The sequence below is a fragment of the Nonomuraea sp. NPDC003560 genome (assembly GCF_042878785.1).
Lineage (GTDB): Bacteria > Actinomycetota > Actinomycetes > Streptosporangiales > Streptosporangiaceae > Nonomuraea.
Map to the genome: position 1 here is coordinate 1,077,484 of NZ_JBIAOF010000001.1, position 18,120 is coordinate 1,095,603.

The window sequence follows — 18,120 nt, forward strand, 5'->3', positions numbered from 1 at the left end:
GCCCAGCCGCCCAGCCGCTCAGCCCAGCGCGGCCGAGACCAGTGAACGGGCCTCCTCCTGCACCTTGGCCAGGTGGTCGGGGCCCTTGAAGGACTCGGCGTAGATCTTGTAGACGTCCTCGGTGCCCGACGGGCGGGCGGCGAACCAGGCGTTCTCGGTCGAGACCTTCACGCCGCCGAGCGCCGCGCCGTTGCCGGGGGCCGCCGTCTGCACCGCCGTGATCGGCTCGCCGGCCAGCGACGACGCCGTCACCTGATCGGCCGACAGCTTGGCCAGCACCGCCTTCTCCTCGCGGGTGGCGGGCGCGTCGACCCGGGCGTAGGCGGGCTCGCCGAACCGCTCGGTCAGGCGGCGGTAGTGCGCGCTCGGCGACTCGCCGGTCACCGCCAGGATCTCCGAGGCCAGCAGGGCGAGGATGAGACCGTCCTTGTCGGTGGACCAGGGGGAGCCGTCACGCCGCAGGAACGAGGCCCCGGCGCTCTCCTCGCCGCCGAACCCGAGCGAGCCGTCGAGCAGCCCGGGGACGAACCACTTGAAACCGACCGGCACCTCGTAAAGGCGCCGGTCGAGCGAGGCGGCGACCCGGTCGATGACGCCGCTGCTCACCATCGTCTTGCCGACCCCCGCCGCGGCGGGCCAGCCTTCGCGGTGGGCGTACAGGTAGGAGATGGCGACGGCCAGGTAGTGGTTGGGGTTCATCAGGCCGTCGGGGGTGACGACGCCGTGGCGGTCGGCGTCGGCGTCGTTGCCGGTGGCGATGTCGTACCTGTCGCGCTGGGCGATCAGCGACGCCATCGCGTACGGCGACGAGCAGTCCATGCGGATCTTGCCGTCCCAGTCGAGCGTCATGAACCGCCAGGTGGGGTCGACCAGCGGGTTGACCACGGTCAGGTCGAGGCGGTGGCGCTCGGCGATCTCGCCCCAGTAGGCCACGCTCGCCCCGCCCAGCGGGTCGGCCCCGATGCGCACCCCGGCCGACCTGATCGCGTCGAGGTCCACCACGGACGGCAGGTCGTCGACGTACGCGCCGAGGAAGTCGTAGCGGCCGGCCGCGTCGAGGGCCTTGGCGTAGGAGATCCTGGACACGCCCTTCATGCCGTCGGCCAGCAGCTGGTTGGCGCGGTCCTGGATCCAGGAGGTGGCGTCGGTGCCGGCGGGGCCGCCGTGCGGCGGGTTGTACTTGAAGCCTCCGTCGGAGGGCGGGTTGTGCGACGGCGTCACCACCACGCCGTCGGCGAGCCCGGACGTGCGGCCCCGGTTGTGCCGCAGGACGGCGTGCGAGACGGCGGGGGTCGGCGTGTAGCCGTCGCGGGAGTCGATCAGCACCTCGACGCCGTTGGCCGCGAACACCTCCAGCGCCGACACGCGGGCGGGCTCGGACAGCGCGTGCGTGTCGATGCCCAGGAACAGTGGCCCGTCGGTGCCCTGGGAGGCGCGGTATTCGCAGATGGCCTGGCTGGTGGCCAGGATGTGGTCCTCGTTGAAGGCCGTCCGCAGCGAGGACCCGCGGTGGCCCGACGTGCCGAACGCCACCCGCTGCGCCACCTCGGCGGGGTCGGGGTGCAGGGCGTAGTAGGAGGTCACCAGCCGGGCGACGTCGACCAGGTCGGCGGGCTGGGCGGGCTGTCCTGCGCGATCGTGCGTCATGAGGCCACTTTACAAATCCGCCCCCTTCGTACGGGTGAGCGCGCCCGGCGGCGTGGGAAGATACAGGCGCGTCTGCCTCCAGAACGGAGTTCTGTTTCCATGCGTTTCGGATATTTCCTGAATGAACGGCAAGGGCCCGACCCGCTCGGCGCGCTCCGCGACGAGATCGCCCAGGCGGCCGAGGACGGCTTCGCCTCCGCCTGGCTGTCCCACATCTTCGGCCTCGACGCCCTCACCGCGCTGGCCGTGGCCGGCTCCCAGGTGCCCGGCATCGAGCTCGGCACCTCCGTCGTGCCCACCTACCCGCGCCACCCGGCGGCCCTGGCCCAGCAGGCGATGACGGCCAACGCCGCGCTCGGCGGCCGGCTGGCCCTCGGCATCGGCCTGTCGCACCAGGTCGTCATCGAGCACATGTTCGGCCTCAGCTTCGAGCGCCCCTACCGCCACATGAAGGAGTACCTCGACGTGCTGCTCCCGGCCAGCCGGGGCGAGCAGGTCAAGGCGGCGGGCGAGACGATCAGGGCCGACGTGCGGCTCACCACGCCGGGCGCGGGCTTCCCGGTGCTCATCGCCGCCCTCGGCCCGCGCATGCTGAAGCTGGCCGGCACCGTCGCCGACGGCACGGTGCTGTGGATGACCGGCCCGAGGACGGTGGCCGAGCACGTCGCCCCGACCATCACCGCCGCCGCCGCGGAGGCGGGCCGCCCGGCGCCGCGGATCGTCTGCGCGCTGCCCGTCTGCGTCACCGACGACCCCGCCGCGGCCGTCGAGCGCGCCAACGAGATCTTCGCCGTCTATGGCACGCTGCCCTCCTACCGGGCCATGCTCGACCGCGAGGGCGCCGCCGGGCCCGGGAACGTCGCGGTGGTCGGCGACGAGGAGTCCGTGCTGGCCCAGCTCGAACGGCTGCGCCAGGCCGGGGTGACCGACTTCGTCGGCGCGACGTTCGCCGAGCGGGAACGCACCCGTGAGCTGCTCATCGGCGCGTCGAAGGGTTCATAGGGGGACATCTCAATAAACTCCGGCAAGGTGAAGCGCTTGCTGCATGGCATAGACGTGTCGAACTGGCAGGGCTCCGTCGACTGGGCCGGTCACGCCGAGGCCGGGGTCTCCTTCGCCTTCGCCAAGGCCACCGAGGGCGGCGACTGGACCGACCGGTGGTTCGCCCGCAACTGGTCAGGAATGCGCGAGAGCTGGCTGGTGTGCGGGGCGTATCACTTCGCCCGGCCCAAGGGCGACCCGATCGAGCACGCCCGGCACTTCCTGGCGGTGCTCAGGTCGGCGGGCGGCCTGCGCAGGGGCGACCTGGTGGCGCTCGACCTGGAGACCGGCGACGGGCAGCGCCCCGAGCAGGTCGCCAGGTACGCGCGCCGCTGGTGCCACCACGTCGAGCGGCACGCCGGTCTGCGGCCCTTCATCTACACCTTCCACTGGTTCGCCCGCTCGGGGAACTGCGCCGGCCTGGCCGACTACCCGCTGTGGATCGCCTCCCCGGAGAGGCCGCGCGGCGACCCCCTCGTGCCGCCGCCGTGGCGCGACTGGACAATCCACCAATATGCCAGCAGTCCGCTCGACCGGAACATCTTCCATGGCACCCGCCAGGACCTGACAAGGCTGGGGTTTCACCCGCGATAGCATCGGTGTTCACCATCGAACCAGCCTCGGTGCCGCACATCGAGCGCGATCCAAGGGAGACACCGTGTCAGCCGAGCTACGCATCACCCTCGCCGGAGCCGAGCGTGTGGTCGCGGCCGGCACGACGGCCGGTGAGGCGCTGGAGGCCGACGGCCGCACCGTCATCGCGGCCCGGGTCAACGGCGAGCCGCGCGACCTCGCCCACCCGCTGGCCCAGGACGACGTGGTCGAGCCGATCGAGGTCTCCAGCGAAGACGGCCGGGCCATCGTCCGCCACTCCACCGCGCACGTCATGGCGCAGGCGGTGCAGGAGCTGTTCCCCGAGGCCAAGCTGGGCATCGGCCCGCCCGTGGAGAACGGCTTCTACTACGACTTCGACGTCAAGCAGGCGTTCAACCCCGACGACCTCAAGCGCGTCGAGAAGCGCATGCGGGAGATCGTCAAGCAGGGGCAGCTGTTCTCCCGCCGGGCCGTCAGCGACGACGAGGCGCGCGAGGAGCTGGCCGGCGAGCCGTACAAGCTGGAGCTGATCGGGCTCAAGGGCGGCGCGGCCGACGAGGAGAGCGTCGAGGTCGGGGCCGGGCAGCTCACGATCTACGACAACCTCGACGCCAAGACCGGCGAGCTGTGCTGGAAGGACCTGTGCCGGGGGCCGCACGTGCCCTCCACCCGGTCGATCCCGGCGTTCAAGCTCATGCGCTCCGGCGGCGCCTACTGGCGCGGCAGCGAGAAGAACCCGCAGCTCCAGCGCATCTACGGCACCGCCTGGGAGTCCCGCGACAAGCAGGACGAATACCTGAAGATGCTGGAGGAGGCCGAGCGGCGCGACCACCGCAGGCTCGGCGCCGAGCTCGACCTGTTCTCCTTCCCCGACGAGCTGGGCTCGGGCCTGGCGGTCTTCCACCCCAAGGGCGGCGTGATCCGCAAGGTGATGGAGGACTACTCGCGGCGCAGGCACGAGGAGGCCGGCTACGAGTTCGTCAACACCCCGCACATCACCAAGGAGAACCTCTACCAGGTCTCGGGCCACCTCGACTGGTACAAGGACGGGATGTTCCCGCCCATGGAGCTGGAGGGCGCCCGCTACTACCTCAAGCCGATGAACTGCCCGATGCACAACCTGATCTTCAGGGCGCGCGGGCGGTCCTACCGCGAGCTGCCGCTGCGGCTGTTCGAGTTCGGCACGGTCTACCGCTACGAGAAGTCCGGCGTGGTCCACGGCCTGACCCGGGTGCGCGGCCTGACCCAGGACGACGCCCACATCTACTGCAGCCGCGAGCAGATGCGCGACGAGCTCACCTCGCTGCTGCGCTTCGTCCTCGACCTGCTGCGCGACTACGGCCTGGAGGACTTCTACCTCGAACTGTCCACCAAGGACCCGGAGAAGTTCGTCGGCTCCGACGAGGTGTGGGAGGAGGCCACCACCACGCTGCGCGAGGTGGCCGAGGCCGAGAACCTCCACCTGGTGATGGACCCGGGCGGCGCGGCCTTCTACGGGCCGAAGATCTCCGTCCAGGTGCGCGACGCCATCGGCCGCACCTGGCAGATGTCCACCATCCAGCTCGACTTCAACCTGCCCGAGCTGTTCGACCTGCAGTACCAGGCGGCCGACGGCTCCCGGCAGCAGCCGGTCATGATCCACCGGGCGCTGTTCGGCTCGGTCGAGCGTTTCTTCGGCGTCCTGGTCGAGCACTACGCCGGGGCGTTCCCCGCGTGGCTGGCGCCGGTGCAGGTGGTCGGCATCCCGATCGCCGACGCCCACGTGCCCTACCTCCAGGACGTCGCCAAGCGGCTGCGCGAGCGGGGCATCAGGGTCGAGGTCGACGCGGCCGACGACCGCATGCAGAAGAAGATCCGCAACGCCCAGAAGGCGAAGGTCCCGTACATGCTGCTGGCCGGTGACGACGACATCGCCAACGGCGCGGTGTCCTTCCGTTACCGCAACGGCGAGCAGAAGAACGGCGTGCCCGTCGAGGAGGCCATCGCCGAGATCGTCAACGCCGTGGAACGCCGCGTCCAGGTCTGAGCCGCCGCTCCAGGCCCGGCGAGCCTTCCCGGCCTGCCGGGCCTGAGCCGTGCTCCGGGCGGCCCAGGCCCTGGCCGGGTGTCAGTGCCGGCAGGGTGTCAGCGTTGGCCGGGCGTCAGCGGGGGAACAGGCGGAAGGCGACCGCCGGGCGGCCGTCGAAGCGTTCGGCGGCCTCCCGCGCGGAGCCCTCGATCAGCTCGCGGGCGTAGACCTCCGGGGCCTGGTCGGTCAGGGCCTCGATGTAGGCGCGGTGCTCCAGCAGCGACCGAACGCCCCGCTCCAGCCCGTCGGTGACGTCCACGGCGTGGGTGGGGGAGTTGGAGCCGGCGACGGCGACCCAGCGCACGCCGTTCCAGGGCGCGGCGTCGGTGTCAGGAAATATCCAGCGATTTCCGGCGTCTCCGGCGGCGTCCAGCACGGCCCGGCCCACCGCCCGGTGGTCGGGCGTGTTCCAGTACGTGCCGCCCCACGTGTCGTCGGGGTTGAGGGTGATCACCAGCTCCGGGCGGTGCCTGCGGATGGCGGCGGCGATGTCCCTCCTGAGCGCCGTCCCGTACTCGACGACCCCGTCGGCGTGGTCGAGGAACTCCACGGTGGTCACCCCCACCACGGCGGCGCTGGCCCGCTCCTCGCGCTCGCGCACCGGCCCGCACGCGGCGGGGTCGAGCGTGTCGATGCCCGCCTCGCCGCGGGTGGCGATCAGGTAGGAGACCTCGCGCCCGGCGTCGGTCCAGGTGGCGACGGCGGAGGCGCAGCCGTACTCCAGGTCGTCGGGGTGGGCCACGACGGCCAGGGCGCGCTGCCAGTCGGCGGGCATGGGTTCGAGTCGCTGTGCCATGCCCTCACCTTAGGCCCGTCGCGGAGGGCGGAGGATCACGCCGGAAGAGCGGCCCCTCGGCGCGGGGTCCTATGCTGCTTGGTATGCACGATCAGGCAGGAGCCGGGGCGCCCGACAACTTCCAGCGGCTGTGGACCCCGCATCGCATGGCCTACATCAAGGGCGAGAACAAGCCGACCGGCACCGGGCCGGGCGACGGCTGCCCGTTCGACGAGATCCCCCGGATGAGCGACGAGGACGGCCTGATCGTGGCCAGGGGAGAGGTCGTCTACGCCGTCCTCAACCTCTACCCGTACAACTCCGGCCACCTGATGGTCGTGCCTTTCCGGCACGTGTCCGGCTACGACGAGCTGACCCAGGCCGAGGTCGCCGAGCTGGGCGAGTTCACCCAGCGGTCGTTGCGCGCGCTGCGCAAGGCCAGCGGCGCGCAGGGCTTCAACGTGGGCATGAACCTGGGCCAGGTCGCGGGCGCCGGCATCGCCGCCCACCTGCACCAGCACGTCGTGCCGAGGTGGGGCGGCGACACGAACTTCATGCCGGTCGTGGCTCAGACGAAGGTGCTGCCCCAGCTCCTGCACGACACCCGGCAACTCCTGGCCGACGCCTGGGCGGACTGACGACACCGGTCGCGGGCCCGCCACCCGAGGCGGCGTCGGCCTGAGGCGGCGGTCGGCGGCGTCGATCCCGGGCCCGCCGCCCGAGGCGTCAGTCGCCGGCGTGGGCCAGGTGGGCGGGGGCGGCGGCCTCGGCCGGGTGTTCGCGGCCGAGCGCGCCGATGCCCGCCGCGAGCAGCAGCGGCACGGCCAGCGCCAGAGCCATCGACAACACCGCGGCGCCCGAGTCGTTGACCAGCATCCCGATCACTCCGCTGACCAGCGTGCCGATCAGGCCGGCCCGCAGGGCGGGGGAGTGGCGGAACGCCGCGGGCACCACGCCCGCGCTGGCCTGCTCGGGCCGCAGGATCGCGTAGACGAGGAAGGCCACGGCCGCGATCACGATGGGCATGAGGTTGGGGCTGAGCAGCGTGGCCAGCATGGCCTGGAGCTTACGGAAGATCACCTCGAACGCCTCGCCGCTGAGCACCTGGCCCACGAACCTGCCCAGGTGCGTCTGCTCGTCGGGCGGACGCAGGTAGTTGAGCACGGCGAACGTCATCACGATCACCGCCCCGGCCACGCAGAACGCCCCCAGCTTCACGATCGACACCCGCTTGCCGGCCACCAGCAGCGCGGTCACCGCGATGCCCGGCACGAACGCGATCACGCCGCCGAAGTCGCTGCCCATGCCCGAGCCGCCCAGCACCATCGCGAACGCCCCGAGCACCACGATCGCACCCACCCCCGGCCGCCCCGGCCAGCGGTGGGCGATCACGGTGGTGGCCAGCAGCGTGCCGGTGGCCAGCAGCGCGAACGGGATGTTGCCCAGGCCGTAGTAGCGGGCCCCCACCTCGGCGCTGTAGCCCATGACGCTGTTGAGCTGCAACGTCGTGCCCGTCAGCAGGTCGCCGGCGAGCGTGAGCGCGGTGATGCCGGCCACCACGGCGAGCGGGCCGAGCGGACGACGCCGCCAGGGCCCGCCGAAGGCCAGCGCGGTGACCACGACGACCCAGCCCATCACCCCGGCGACCAGTTGCGGCAGGGTGGACCAGGGCAGCAGGTTGACCAGGTAGCTGGAGACCGGCAGGGCGGCCAGCGCGACCGCGGCCAGGCGCACCGGCGACAGGCCCTTGCGCCGCCGCAGCAGCAGGAACGCGACCACGTAGAACAGCACCTGCAACACCGCCACGACGGTGAAGTAGACGCCCTTGACCGACCGGATGGCCTGCGCGGTGGCGTCGGCCCGGCGCAGCCGGTCGATCGTCGCACCGGCGTCGCCCAGTTGCAGCGGCACCCCGACGACCGTGGCCGGCGCCGGCACGCCGAGCCGGGCCAGCACGGTCGCGGTCAGGTCGGGCAGGATCGAGATGTCGGCGCGGCGGGTCGAGGCCGCGCCCAGCAACCGCCCCTGCGCCCCCGGCTCACGCAGCGCGGCCACCCGCAGGTGCGGCACGGAACCGTGGTCGGACAGGCCGGCGAGCAGCACGGTGGTGCCGGGCGGCAGGATCGACAGCAGCGCGCCGGCCTTGGCGTCGGCCAGGCGCAGCGCGTCGCGGCGCTCCTTCGGACCGAGCTGCTCGGGCACCTTGGGCAGCTTGCCACTGGCCAGGTAGGGGTGGACGAGGTCGTCGACGTCCATGGCGATCAGCGGGCACTGCTCCAGGTCGGCCGTGCGGACCTGGAGCGGGGAGGCGTGGTAGCGCTGCACCGCGCCCTGCCGGTCGGCCAGCGCGAGCGCGGCGCCGGGGCCGATCGCGATCGAGCACCGGCCCGCGGCCTTCAGCGCCTCGCCCAGCGTGCCGGCGTTGCGCTGCCCGGCCACGTCGATGAGGTAGCGGTAGTCGGGGATGGCCGCGCCCGCGCCCCGGGTCTCGGGGGCGGGAGGCGCGCCGCAGGCGTAACCGGCGGCGGACCTGGTGCCGGCCGACACCGTGAGCCAGCCGTCGTAGGGGCAGGTGATGTTGCTGACCGTGCGCACCGACAGCGAGCCGATCGCGCTGCCACGCGTCAGCTCCCACAGGTTGGGGGCGTCGGCCTGGTTGACGTCGTCCCAGCTGAGGCCGGAGACGCCGATGAGCGCCACCCTGCCCGCGCCGGGAGCCGAGCCGCCGGCCGTGGCCGTGCCCTGCAGGCCGAGCAGTACGGAACCGGCCAGAACGGCCAGCACCACGAGCGCGCGCCTCACCCCGACGACCTCCCGCGATCGATGACGTCCGTGGCACGCTAGAGCACGTCGCGATCCGGCGCCACCGATTCCCCTACCTTCTCACGGGCGGCGGCGGGCACGGTCCGTCAGCCGCGCACGGGGGTGAGCCAGTGGCGGTAGCGGTCGTCGCGCCCGTGCACGGCGGCCTCGTAGGCGTCGGCCAGCTTGCCGGTGACCGGTCCGGGGCCGCCGAACTCGCAGTGGTCGACCGCGCTGACGTGCACGATCCCGGCCGCCGTGCCGCAGACGAAGATCTCGTCGGCCGTGTACAGGTCGGTGCGCAGCAGATCCTCCCTGGTGACCGTCAGCCCCAGGTCGGCGGCCAGCCGCGCGACGGTGTCCTGCGTGATGCCCTCCAGCGCGCCGGCGTGCGGCGGAGGCGTGGTCAGCACGCCGTCGCGCACGACGAAGACGTTGGCGCCGGTGCACTCGCTGACGTTGCCGGCCGCGTTCAGCAGCACCGCCTCGTCGAAGCCCGCCTGCATGGCCTCGGACTTGGCCATCACCGAGTTCAGGTAGGGGCCGGTGGCCTTGGCCGCGGTCGGCGTCACCCGGTGGTCGTTGCGCTGCCACGAGCTGGTCATCAGCCGCACGCCCGCCTCCAGCAGCGCGCCCCACTCCCAGGACGCGATCGAGACCACCGTCGGGCAGCCGCGCGCCGCCACGCCCATCTCGCCGTAGCCGCGGTGGGCCAGGTGGCGGATGTAGCACGAGGACTGGCCGTTGGCCGCGACCGTGGCCAGCGTGGCCGCGCGCAGCTCCTCCAGGGTGTACGGCAGCGGCATCCCGATGATCCGCGCGCTGCGCGCCAGCCGCCGCAGATGTTCGTCCAGCCGGAACACCGCCGGGCCGTCCGGCGTGTCGAAGGCCCTGGTGCCCTCCAGCACGGCGGTGCCGTAGTGCAGGGCGTGCGTCAGGACGTGCACCCGGGCCTCGCCCCAGGGCACCAGCTCGCCGTCCATCCAGATGTGCTCGGCTTCGCGCATCGTGCCGCTCCTCTCCGTAAATGGCCGCCAACAATCACAAGATGTAGGCCAATTCATTGATAAGTGGCACAGTAACCGGATAATAGTGGCGTGGGAAGAGAAGAAAACCTTGTCACCCTGGTCCGCGACCGGCTCCGGCTCCACGAGGGCACGGCCAGCCGGCGGCTCGCGGGCGCGCTGACCGACCTGGCCCAGACCGGCGCCATCGCCCCGGGCACCCGCCTGCCCTCCGAGCGCGACCTGGCCCAGGCGGTCGGGCTCAGCCGCGGGACGGTCGCCGCCGCCTTCAACGCCCTGTGCGAGGAGGGCCTGTGCGAACGCCGGCACGGCAGCGGCACGTACGTGCTGGGCGTCCCGACGTTCGGCGGCCTGCTCCAGGGCGGCGCGGTGCTGGCCGACCTGTCGACCGCGGTCGTCCCCGACCCCTCGCACCTGGCGGTGCCCCCGCTGGACGCCGCGGCCCTGATGCGCGCGCCGAGCGGCCACGGCTACGACGCCATGGGCGACTCGCGGCTGCGCGCCGTGCTGGCCGCCCTGGACGCCGGGCCGCACCGCGAGATCCTGGTGACCTCGGGCGCCCAGCAGGGCATCGACCTGGCGGCCCGGGTGCTGCTGCGGCCCGGCGACCGCGTGCTGGTCGGCGACCCGGCCTACGGAGGCGCGCTCAGCGTGTTCCGGCGCGCCGGGGCCCACGCCGTCCCCGTGGACCTCGCCGACGCGGACGCCGTGCGCGACGCCCTGGCCCGCCACCGCCCGGCCGCCGTGTACGCGCTGCCGGTGGACAACCCGACCGGCCGCCTGGCCGACCTGCGGCACGTGGCCGAGCTGGCCGCGGCGGCGGACGTCCCGCTGGTGGAGGACCGGACCCTCGCGCCCGTGGTGTTCGACGGCCGGACGCCTCCGGAGCCGCTGGCTCTGGCCCATCCGCACGGCACGGTGACGGTGGGCTCGTTGTCGAAGGTGTTGTGGGGCGGCCTGCGGGTGGGCTGGCTCACCGCCCCCGAGCCGCTGCTGGCCCGGCTGCTGGAGGCCAAGCTCGACGCCGACCTGGCCACCAGCGCCGTCTCCCAGCGGCTGGCCGCCGACCTGCTCGACGGCGACCCCGTGCCGGCCTGGCTCGCCGAGCTGGCCCGCCGCCGCGACCACTTCACCGCCGCGCTGTCCGCGCGCCTGCCGTCGTGGACCTGGTCACGCCCGCAGGGCGGCCTGTCGGTGTGGGTCCGGCTGCCGGGCGCCGACACCGACAGGTTCGCCGCCGCCGCCCGCGAGCAGGGCGTCGCCGTCGCCCCCGGCTCACTGTTCTCCCCGGACGGCCGCCACCGCGACCGCCTGCGCCTCAGCTTCGCCCTGCCGCCCGCCCTCCTCGACCAGGCGGTCGCCGCCCTGGTCCGCGCCTGGCAGCAGACCGGCCGCTGAGCCCCCGGCCCCGGAACACGGCGACGCCACGCCGGTGATCCGGCGTGGCGTCGGCGGACGAACGTGGCGGGACGGGCCTCGGCTCAGCCCACCTTGACCTTCACCGGCTTGCTCTCGTGGTGCTGCCGGTCGAGCGAGGTGATCAGGTACGTGCCCGGCTTGGCCGGGTACGACGCCGTCGTCACCACGGCCGCCAGGTTGCGGGCGTCGGTGGTGTGGCAGTCCTTGCCCGACTCCGGCACCCGGTACACCGCGTAGGCCCGCGCCCCCTCGGACGGCGTCCAGGACACGGTGGAGCCGCTCGCCTTGACGCCGGCCGGCTTGCCGGGGGCCTCGCCGCCGCGGTCCTCCATGATCGGCAGCAGCGCCGGACGGCTGTAGTGCTCCTTGGCCACCCGGTCGATCGCGCCGAGCGGGTTGGTCAGGAGCTGCTTGGCGCTGAAGTAGATGTCGCCGTCGACCTGCTCGTAGCGCCGGTTCACCGTCAGGTGCGCCGACAGCTCGCCCGGGTTGGCCCAGGCGGCGTTGGTCCTGGTGCCGACCTGGTAGAGCGCCTGGCCGATGTAGAGCTGGACGTCGGTGCCTTTGACCGCGCCCGCCCACCAGGCCGTCAGCGTCTTGTAGTCGGCCGCCTTGAAGCCGCGCGGCCAGTAGAGCTGCGGGGCGACGTAGTCGACCGTGCCGTCCTCGATCCAGGAGCGGGCGTCGGCGTAGATCGAGTCGTAGGCGGACATGCCGGCCGTGGCCGACCCGTCGGGGTCGTTGGACTTGTTGCGCCAGATGCCGAACGGGCTGATGCCGAACTTCACGTGGTTCTTCGTGTCGTGGACGGCCGCGTCGACCTTGGCCACCAGCTTGTTCACGTTGTGGCGGCGCCAGTCGGCCAGCTTCCGGCCCTCGCCGTACTTGGCGAAGGCGGCCTTGTCGTCGAACGTGCCGCCGCCGCCCGGATAGGGGTAGAAGTAGTCGTCGAAGTGCACGCCGTCGACGTCGTAGCGGCTGACCACGTCGGTGATGACCTTGGTGACGTGCTCGCGCACCTGCGGCAGGCCGGGGTTGTAGTAGAGGCCGCCGCCGTACTTGACCGTCCAGTCGCGGTGCTGCTTGGCCGGGTGGTTCGCCGGGAGCTTGGACAGGTCGGCGCCTTCGGCCGCGCGGTAGGGGTTGAACCAGGCGTGGAACTCCAGGTTGCGCTTGTGGGCCTCGTCGATGAGGAACGGGAGCGGGTCCCAGCCCGGGTCCTTGCCCGCGGTGCCCGTCAGGTACTGCGACCAGGGCTCCAGCGAGGAGCGGTAGAGCGCGTCGGAGGCGGGCCGGACCTGGACGAAGACGGCGTTGAGATTGCGCTTGACCGCGCTGTCGAGGATCTTGACGTACTCGGCCTTCTGGCGGGCCTGGCCGAGGCCGGCGCGCGAGGGCCAGTCGATGTTCTTGACCGTCGCGATCCACACCCCGCGCAGCTGGCGCTTGGGGTAGCGGGGGTCGGGCTTGCAGGCCGCCGTCGCCTCGGCGGTGGCGGGGGCGGTGGTCGTCGTCTTCTTGGTCGCTGCGGGGCTCTCGGTCGCGCCGGGGCCGAACACGTAGGCGGCGCTGGTGGTCACGACCGCGAGGGCTGCAGCGGCTAGGAGTGGGCGTCCAGTTCGCATAGTGCAAACCAGTCTGGCAGCTGCTCCCGCGTGATCGGACCTGAAAAAAGAAATGCAGTCGTGATGCTTCTGTTACGAAACGGTAGATGCGTGATCAAACGTGCGGGCCGGGAGGGACATGCCGCCCTCCCGGCTCAGCGCCGCTCAGTCCGTACCCCTTACTCGGTGGCCGCCACCTTGCTCGCCAGGTTCGGCGGCAGCGGCTCGTAGCGCAGGAACGTGCGCGTGAACGTCCCGGTGCCGTGCGACATCGAGCGCAGGTCGATGGCGTAGCGGGTGATCTCCAGCTCGGGCACCTCGGCCTTGACCAGCGTGCGCCCGGTGCCCACCGGCTCGGTGCCGAGCACGCGCCCGCGCCGCGAGGACAGGTCGGACATCACCGAGCCCACGTGGTCGTCGGCCACCAGCACCGACAGCTCGTCCACCGGCTCCAGCAGCAGGGTCGGGACCTTCGAGGCCGCCTCCTTCAGCGCGAGCTGGCCCGCGATCTGGAAGGCCATGTCGGAGGAGTCGACCGAGTGGGCCTTGCCGTCGTAGAGCGTGACGCGCACGTCCACCATGGGGTAGCCGGCCACCACGCCGCGCTCCATCTGGGCCCGCACGCCCTTCTCCACCGACGGGATGAACTGCCGGGGCACCACGCCGCCGACGATCTTGTCCACGAACTCGAACCCGCCGCCCGAGGGCAGGGGCTCGACCTCCAGGTGGCAGATCGCGTACTGGCCGTGGCCGCCGGTCTGCTTGACGTTGCGGCCCATCGCCTGGCACCGGCCGCCGAACGTCTCGCGCAGCGGCACCCGCAGCTCGATCCGCTCGACCTCGACGCCGTGCCGGTTGGCCAGGCGGTCGAGCAGCACGTCGGTGTGCGCCTCGCCCATGCACCACAGCACGAGCTGCCGGGTCTCGGCGTTGTTCTCCAGGCGCAGCGTCGGGTCCTCGGCCACCAGCCGGCCGAGCGCCTGGGCCAGTTTGTCCTCGTCGGCCTTCGACTTCGCCCTGATCGCCACCGGCAGCAGCGGCTCGGGCATCTGCCAGGACGTCATCAGCAGCGGACGGTCCACCTCCGACAACGTGTCGCCGGTCTCGGCCCGCGACAGCTTGGCCACGGCCACGATGTCCCCGGCCGAGCCCTTGGCCGCCGGGCGCTGGGTCTTGCCCAGGGGGCTGGTCAGCGTGCCGATGCGCTCGTCGACGTCGTGGTCCTCGTGCCCGCGGTCGGCCAGGCCGTGGCCGGAGACGTGCACGGTCATGTCGGGGCGCAGCGTGCCGGAGAAGACGCGGACGAGGCTGATGCGGCCCACGTACGGGTCGCTGGTGGTCTTGACGACCTCGGCCACGAGCGGGCCGTCGGGGTCGCACGCGATGCCGCCGACCGGCTTGCCGGACAGGTCGGTGATCTCGGGCATCGGGTGTTCCAGCGGCGAGGGGAAGCCCTGGGTCACCAGCTCGAGCAGCTCCGTCATGCCCACCGCGTGGCCGTCGCCGAGCCCGCTGCACAGCACCGGGAAGAAGCTGCCGCGGGCGACCGCCTTCTCCAGGTCGTCCACCAGGACCTTGGTGTCGATGGGCTCGCCCGCCAGGTAGCGGTCCATGAGCGACTCGTCCTCGCTCTCCTGGATGATGCCCTCGATCAGCTCGCCGCGCCGCTCGTCGATCTGCGCCTCGTACTCGGCGCCCGGCTCCTTCTCGGTGCGGGCGCCGGTCGCGTAGTTGTAGAACTTCTGCGACAGCAGCCCGATCAGGCCGTTGACGTGCCCGTTGGTGATCACCGGCAGGTAGAGCGGCGCGACGCCGTCGCCGAAGACGTCCTGGCAGGTGGCCAGCACCTCGTCGAAGTCGGCGCGCTGGTGGTCGATCTTGGTGATCACGACCGCCCTGGGCATGGCGACCTGGGCGCACTCCTCCCAGAGCATCTGCGTGAGCCCGTCGATCCCCTCGGAGGCCGACACGACGAACAGGGCGGCGTCGGCGGCGCGCAGCCCGGCGCGCAGGTCGCCGACGAAGTCGGCGTAACCCGGGGTGTCGAGCAGGTTGATCTTGATGCCGTTGTGCACGAGCGGCGCCAGCGCCAGGTTGACCGACCGCTGCTGGCGCACCTCGACCTCGTCGAAGTCGGTGACCGTGTTGCCGTCCTCCACCCGGCCCGGCCGCTGGACGGTGCCCGTCGCCGCGAGCAGCTGCTCGACCAGGGTGGTCTTGCCCGCTCCCGAGTGGCCGACCAGCACGACGTTGCGTATCGCGTCCGCCCTGTCGGCCGTGGGTGCCCTGCCCGCGGCTCCCATGGCCCCGCCGGAGTTCCTTTCCGCCACTTCGCCTCCCACGTCGTCGGTGCATCCAACGCCGCGCCCGCGCGGAGGGTGTCAGGAACCGCATGGACGCGGTGTGTTCACCAAATACCCCTGTGGCGAATATCACAAGGGGTGCGGGGCAAAGAAAGTGGCCGCTCACGTGATGGCCTACGATCGGACCGCGATGCTCAAACTCCTGCGACCGGCCATGACCCGGATACTCACCCCGCTGGGCAGGGCTCTCGTCGGCCGCGGGATCGGCCCGAACGCCGTCACGGCGATCGGCACCCTCGGCACGGTGATCTCGGCCCTGCTCCTGTTCCCGCTGGGCCAGCTGGCCTGGGGGGCGCTGCTCATCACCGTCTTCGTGCTGTTCGACCTGCTCGACGGCGTCGTGGCCCGGCTGGGCGGCAAGGGGGGCACCGTCTGGGGCGCCTTCCTCGACTCCACGCTCGACCGGGTGGCCGACGCCGCCATCTTCGCCGGCCTGATCCTGTACTTCGTCGCCGGGGGCGACACGCTGATGGCCGGCGTGACGCTGGCCTGCCTCGTCGCCGGGTCCCTGGTCTCCTACGCCAAGGCCAGGGCCGAGGGCCTCGGGCTCACCGCGGACGTGGGGCTGGCCGAGCGTCCCGAACGGCTGGTCGTGGCCCTGGTCGCGACCTTCTTCTCGGGGGTCGGGGTGCCGTACGTGCTGCCGCTCGGGATGTGGCTGCTGGCGGCGGCCTCCACCATCACCGTCGTGCAGCGGGTCGTGCACGTCCACCGGCAGACGAGGGAGCGATGAGCGAGAAGACCTCCATCGGCGACCGCATCGTGGCGGCGGGCTTCGCGGCGGGCTGGAAACTGGTCCCGCTGCTGCCCCAGCGCCCCACGGCGGCGGTCTTCCGCCTCCTGGCCGACCGGGTGTGGCGCAAGCGCGGCAAGTCCGTGCGCCGCCTGGAGTCCAACCTGGCCAGGGTCACCGGCATCGACGCCGGCAGCGCGGAGCTGCGCGAGCTGAGCAGGGCCGGCATGCGCTCCTACTTCCGCTACTTCCACGAGGTCTTCCGCCTGCCCTCGATCCCGCGGCCGGAGATCGTCCGGCGCACCCACGTCATCGGGGCCGAGCACATCCACGACACCCTGGCCACGGGCCGGGGCGTGGTGCTGGCCCTGCCGCACATGGGCAACTGGGACGCGGCGGGCGCCTGGCTGGTCGGCGTCGGCCACCCGTTCACCACGGTCGCCGAGCGGCTGAAGCCCGAGTCGCTGTTCCGGCGCTACGTCGCCTTCCGCGAGGGGCTCGGCATGGAGGTGCTGCCGCTCACCGGCGGCGACGGCCACAACTTCGGCACCCTCGCCGGCCGCGTGCGCAAGGGCGGCGTGGTCTGCCTGCCCGCCGAGCGCGACCTGACCAAGAGCGGCATCGAGGTGCGCTTCTTCGGCGCCACCACCAAGGTGCCCGCAGGCCCGCCGCTGCTGGCCGTCCAGACCGGCGCCGCGCTGCTGCCGGCCACCGTCTACTTCGTGGGCGACGACTGGGGCATCCACATCCACGAGGAGATCCCGGTGCCCGCCGAGGGCACCCGGCAGGAGAAGGTGGCGGCCGTCGCCCAGGCCATGACGGACGTCTTCGAGAAGGGCATCGCCGAGCACCCGGAGGACTGGCACATGTTGCAGCGGCTCTGGCTGGAGGACCTGCCGAAATGAAGGTCGGCATCGTCTGCCCCTACTCCTGGGACATGCCGGGCGGGGTCAAGCAGCACATCGACGACCTGGCCCAGGCGCTGATGGCGCAGGGGCACGAGGTCTCGGTCATCGCGCCCGCCGCCGACGACGACGAGCTGCCCCCGTACGTGACGGGCGCCGGCCGGGCGGTGCCGGTGCCCTACAACGGGTCGGTGGCCCGGATGTCGTTCGGGTTCCTGTCGGCCGCGCGGGTGCGGCGCTGGGTGCGTACGGGCGACTTCGACGTGCTGCACATCCACGAGCCGCTGATCCCGAGCCTCGGCGTGCTGGCCTGCTGGGCGGCCAAGGGGCCGATCGTGGCCACCTTCCACGCCTCCTTCACCCGCTCGCGCGCCATCGCGGTGGCCGAGCCGCTGCTGCGCAGCGCGCTGGAGAAGCTGAGCGGCCGCATCGCGGTCTCCGACGCGGCGCGCAAGAGCCTGGTCGAGCAGTTCGGCGGCGACACCGTGCTGATCCCCAACGGGGTGACCGTGGCCCGCTACACCGAGGCCGAGCCGCTGCCCGGCTGGGGCCCCGACGGCGCCACGATCGGCTTCCTCGGCCGCATGGACGAGGAGCGCAAGGGCCTGCCGATCCTGCTCGACGCCTTCAACGCCCTGGCCGCCGAGCGTCCCGGCCTGAAGCTGCTCATCGCCGGGCCCGGCGACGCCAAGGACGTCTACGACAAGGTGCCCAAGCCCTTCCACGAGCGGGTCACCGTGCTCGGCATGGTGAGCGAGGCCGACAAGATCCGCGCCTACCACTCGGTCGACGTGTTCTGCGCCCCCAACACCCGGGGCGAGAGCTTCGGCATCGTGCTGGCCGAGGCCATGGCCTCGGGGGCGACGGTGCTGGCCAGCGACATCCCGGCCTTCCGCAAGGTGCTGGGCGAGGGGCAGGCCGGCGCGCTGTTCGCCAACGGCGACGCCGCCTCGCTCGCCCGCGAGGCCGCCGCGCTGCTCGACGCGCCCGAGCGGCGCGCCAAACTGGCCGCCGAGGCCCTGGTGGCGGTCAGGAAGTACGACTGGTCCACGGTCGCCCGCGACGTGGTGCGCGTCTACGAGACGGTGACCACCGGCGGCGCGGGCCGGGTGGAGGAAGACCTGTGACCGCCTGCCGAGAGCTC

At 72.4% G+C, this 18,120-nt stretch carries 14 protein-coding genes; 8 read left to right on the forward strand and 6 right to left on the reverse strand.

Annotation, left to right across the window (positions count from 1 at the left end):
- Positions 1-18: 18 nt before the first annotated feature.
- Positions 19-1,647, reverse strand: a complete 1,629-nt coding sequence (gene pgm / locus ACFYUV_RS05240) for a phosphoglucomutase (alpha-D-glucose-1,6-bisphosphate-dependent) (RefSeq protein ID WP_387665074.1) — start codon at positions 1,645-1,647, stop codon at positions 19-21.
- 99 nt (positions 1,648-1,746) lie between these two features.
- On the opposite strand from pgm, the gene ACFYUV_RS05245 reads away from it, so the two are divergent.
- The 3 genes from ACFYUV_RS05245 (at position 1,747) to thrS (ending at position 5,308) form a co-directional block, all read left to right on the forward strand.
- The gene (locus tag ACFYUV_RS05245; RefSeq protein WP_387665077.1) at positions 1,747-2,649 is read left to right on the forward strand and encodes an LLM class F420-dependent oxidoreductase; all 903 of its coding nucleotides are present in this window, start codon (positions 1,747-1,749) and stop codon (positions 2,647-2,649) included.
- A 36-nt stretch (positions 2,650-2,685) separates the two neighbouring features.
- Positions 2,686-3,282: a glycoside hydrolase family 25 protein gene (locus tag ACFYUV_RS05250; protein ID WP_387665079.1), complete on the forward strand. Its 597-nt coding sequence runs from the start codon at positions 2,686-2,688 to the stop codon at positions 3,280-3,282.
- Positions 3,283-3,346: 64 nt separating this feature from the next.
- On the forward strand, positions 3,347-5,308 hold the full coding sequence (thrS, locus tag ACFYUV_RS05255) for a threonine--tRNA ligase (RefSeq protein ID WP_358285709.1): 1,962 nt from the start codon (positions 3,347-3,349) through the stop codon (positions 5,306-5,308).
- Positions 5,309-5,423: 115 nt separating this feature from the next.
- Here thrS and ACFYUV_RS05260 read toward each other — a convergent pair whose 3' ends face one another.
- Positions 5,424-6,146 (reverse strand): PIG-L deacetylase family protein, encoded by a 723-nt coding sequence (locus ACFYUV_RS05260; RefSeq protein WP_387665082.1) that lies wholly within the window; start codon positions 6,144-6,146, stop codon positions 5,424-5,426.
- A gap of 83 nt (positions 6,147-6,229) precedes the next feature.
- Here ACFYUV_RS05260 and ACFYUV_RS05265 point away from each other — a divergent pair, with 83 nt between their 5' ends.
- Positions 6,230-6,763, forward strand: a complete 534-nt coding sequence (locus ACFYUV_RS05265) for an HIT family protein (RefSeq protein WP_387665085.1) — start codon at positions 6,230-6,232, stop codon at positions 6,761-6,763.
- 88 nt (positions 6,764-6,851) lie between these two features.
- Here ACFYUV_RS05265 and ACFYUV_RS05270 read toward each other — a convergent pair whose 3' ends face one another.
- Positions 6,852-8,927 (reverse strand): hypothetical protein, encoded by a 2,076-nt coding sequence (locus tag ACFYUV_RS05270; protein ID WP_387665088.1) that lies wholly within the window; start codon positions 8,925-8,927, stop codon positions 6,852-6,854.
- Positions 8,928-9,034: 107 nt separating this feature from the next.
- Positions 9,035-9,934, reverse strand: coding sequence for a branched-chain amino acid transaminase (locus ACFYUV_RS05275; RefSeq protein WP_352361390.1), 900 nt, complete (start codon positions 9,932-9,934; stop codon positions 9,035-9,037).
- 90 nt (positions 9,935-10,024) lie between these two features.
- Between ACFYUV_RS05275 and ACFYUV_RS05280 the strand changes: the two genes are divergently transcribed.
- Positions 10,025-11,350: a PLP-dependent aminotransferase family protein gene (locus ACFYUV_RS05280; RefSeq protein ID WP_387665091.1), complete on the forward strand. Its 1,326-nt coding sequence runs from the start codon at positions 10,025-10,027 to the stop codon at positions 11,348-11,350.
- 83 nt (positions 11,351-11,433) lie between these two features.
- On the opposite strand, the gene ACFYUV_RS05285 is transcribed toward ACFYUV_RS05280, so the two are convergent.
- Complete coding sequence (locus ACFYUV_RS05285) at positions 11,434-12,951, reverse strand: glycoside hydrolase family 10 protein (RefSeq protein WP_387665093.1); 1,518 nt, start codon at positions 12,949-12,951, stop codon at positions 11,434-11,436.
- Positions 12,952-13,154: 203 nt separating this feature from the next.
- The gene (locus ACFYUV_RS05290) at positions 13,155-15,305 is read right to left on the reverse strand and encodes an elongation factor G-like protein EF-G2 (protein ID WP_387665095.1); all 2,151 of its coding nucleotides are present in this window, start codon (positions 15,303-15,305) and stop codon (positions 13,155-13,157) included.
- Positions 15,306-15,468: 163 nt separating this feature from the next.
- On the opposite strand from ACFYUV_RS05290, the gene pgsA reads away from it, so the two are divergent.
- From pgsA to ACFYUV_RS05305, 3 genes are read left to right on the forward strand one after another with little or no spacing between them, the layout of a single operon-like run.
- Entirely contained in the window at positions 15,469-16,071 is a 603-nt protein-coding gene (pgsA, locus tag ACFYUV_RS05295) for a phosphatidylinositol phosphate synthase (RefSeq protein WP_358285727.1), read from the forward strand.
- Positions 16,068-16,976 carry a phosphatidylinositol mannoside acyltransferase gene (locus ACFYUV_RS05300; protein WP_364340912.1) on the forward strand — a complete coding sequence of 303 codons (909 nt, stop codon included), beginning with the start codon at positions 16,068-16,070 and terminating at the stop codon, positions 16,974-16,976. Before pgsA ends, ACFYUV_RS05300 begins: the two co-directional genes overlap by 4 nt.
- Positions 16,973-18,103 carry a glycosyltransferase family 4 protein gene (locus tag ACFYUV_RS05305; RefSeq protein ID WP_387665098.1) on the forward strand — a complete coding sequence of 377 codons (1,131 nt, stop codon included), beginning with the start codon at positions 16,973-16,975 and terminating at the stop codon, positions 18,101-18,103. Before ACFYUV_RS05300 ends, ACFYUV_RS05305 begins: the two co-directional genes overlap by 4 nt.
- Positions 18,104-18,120 lie beyond the last annotated feature (17 nt).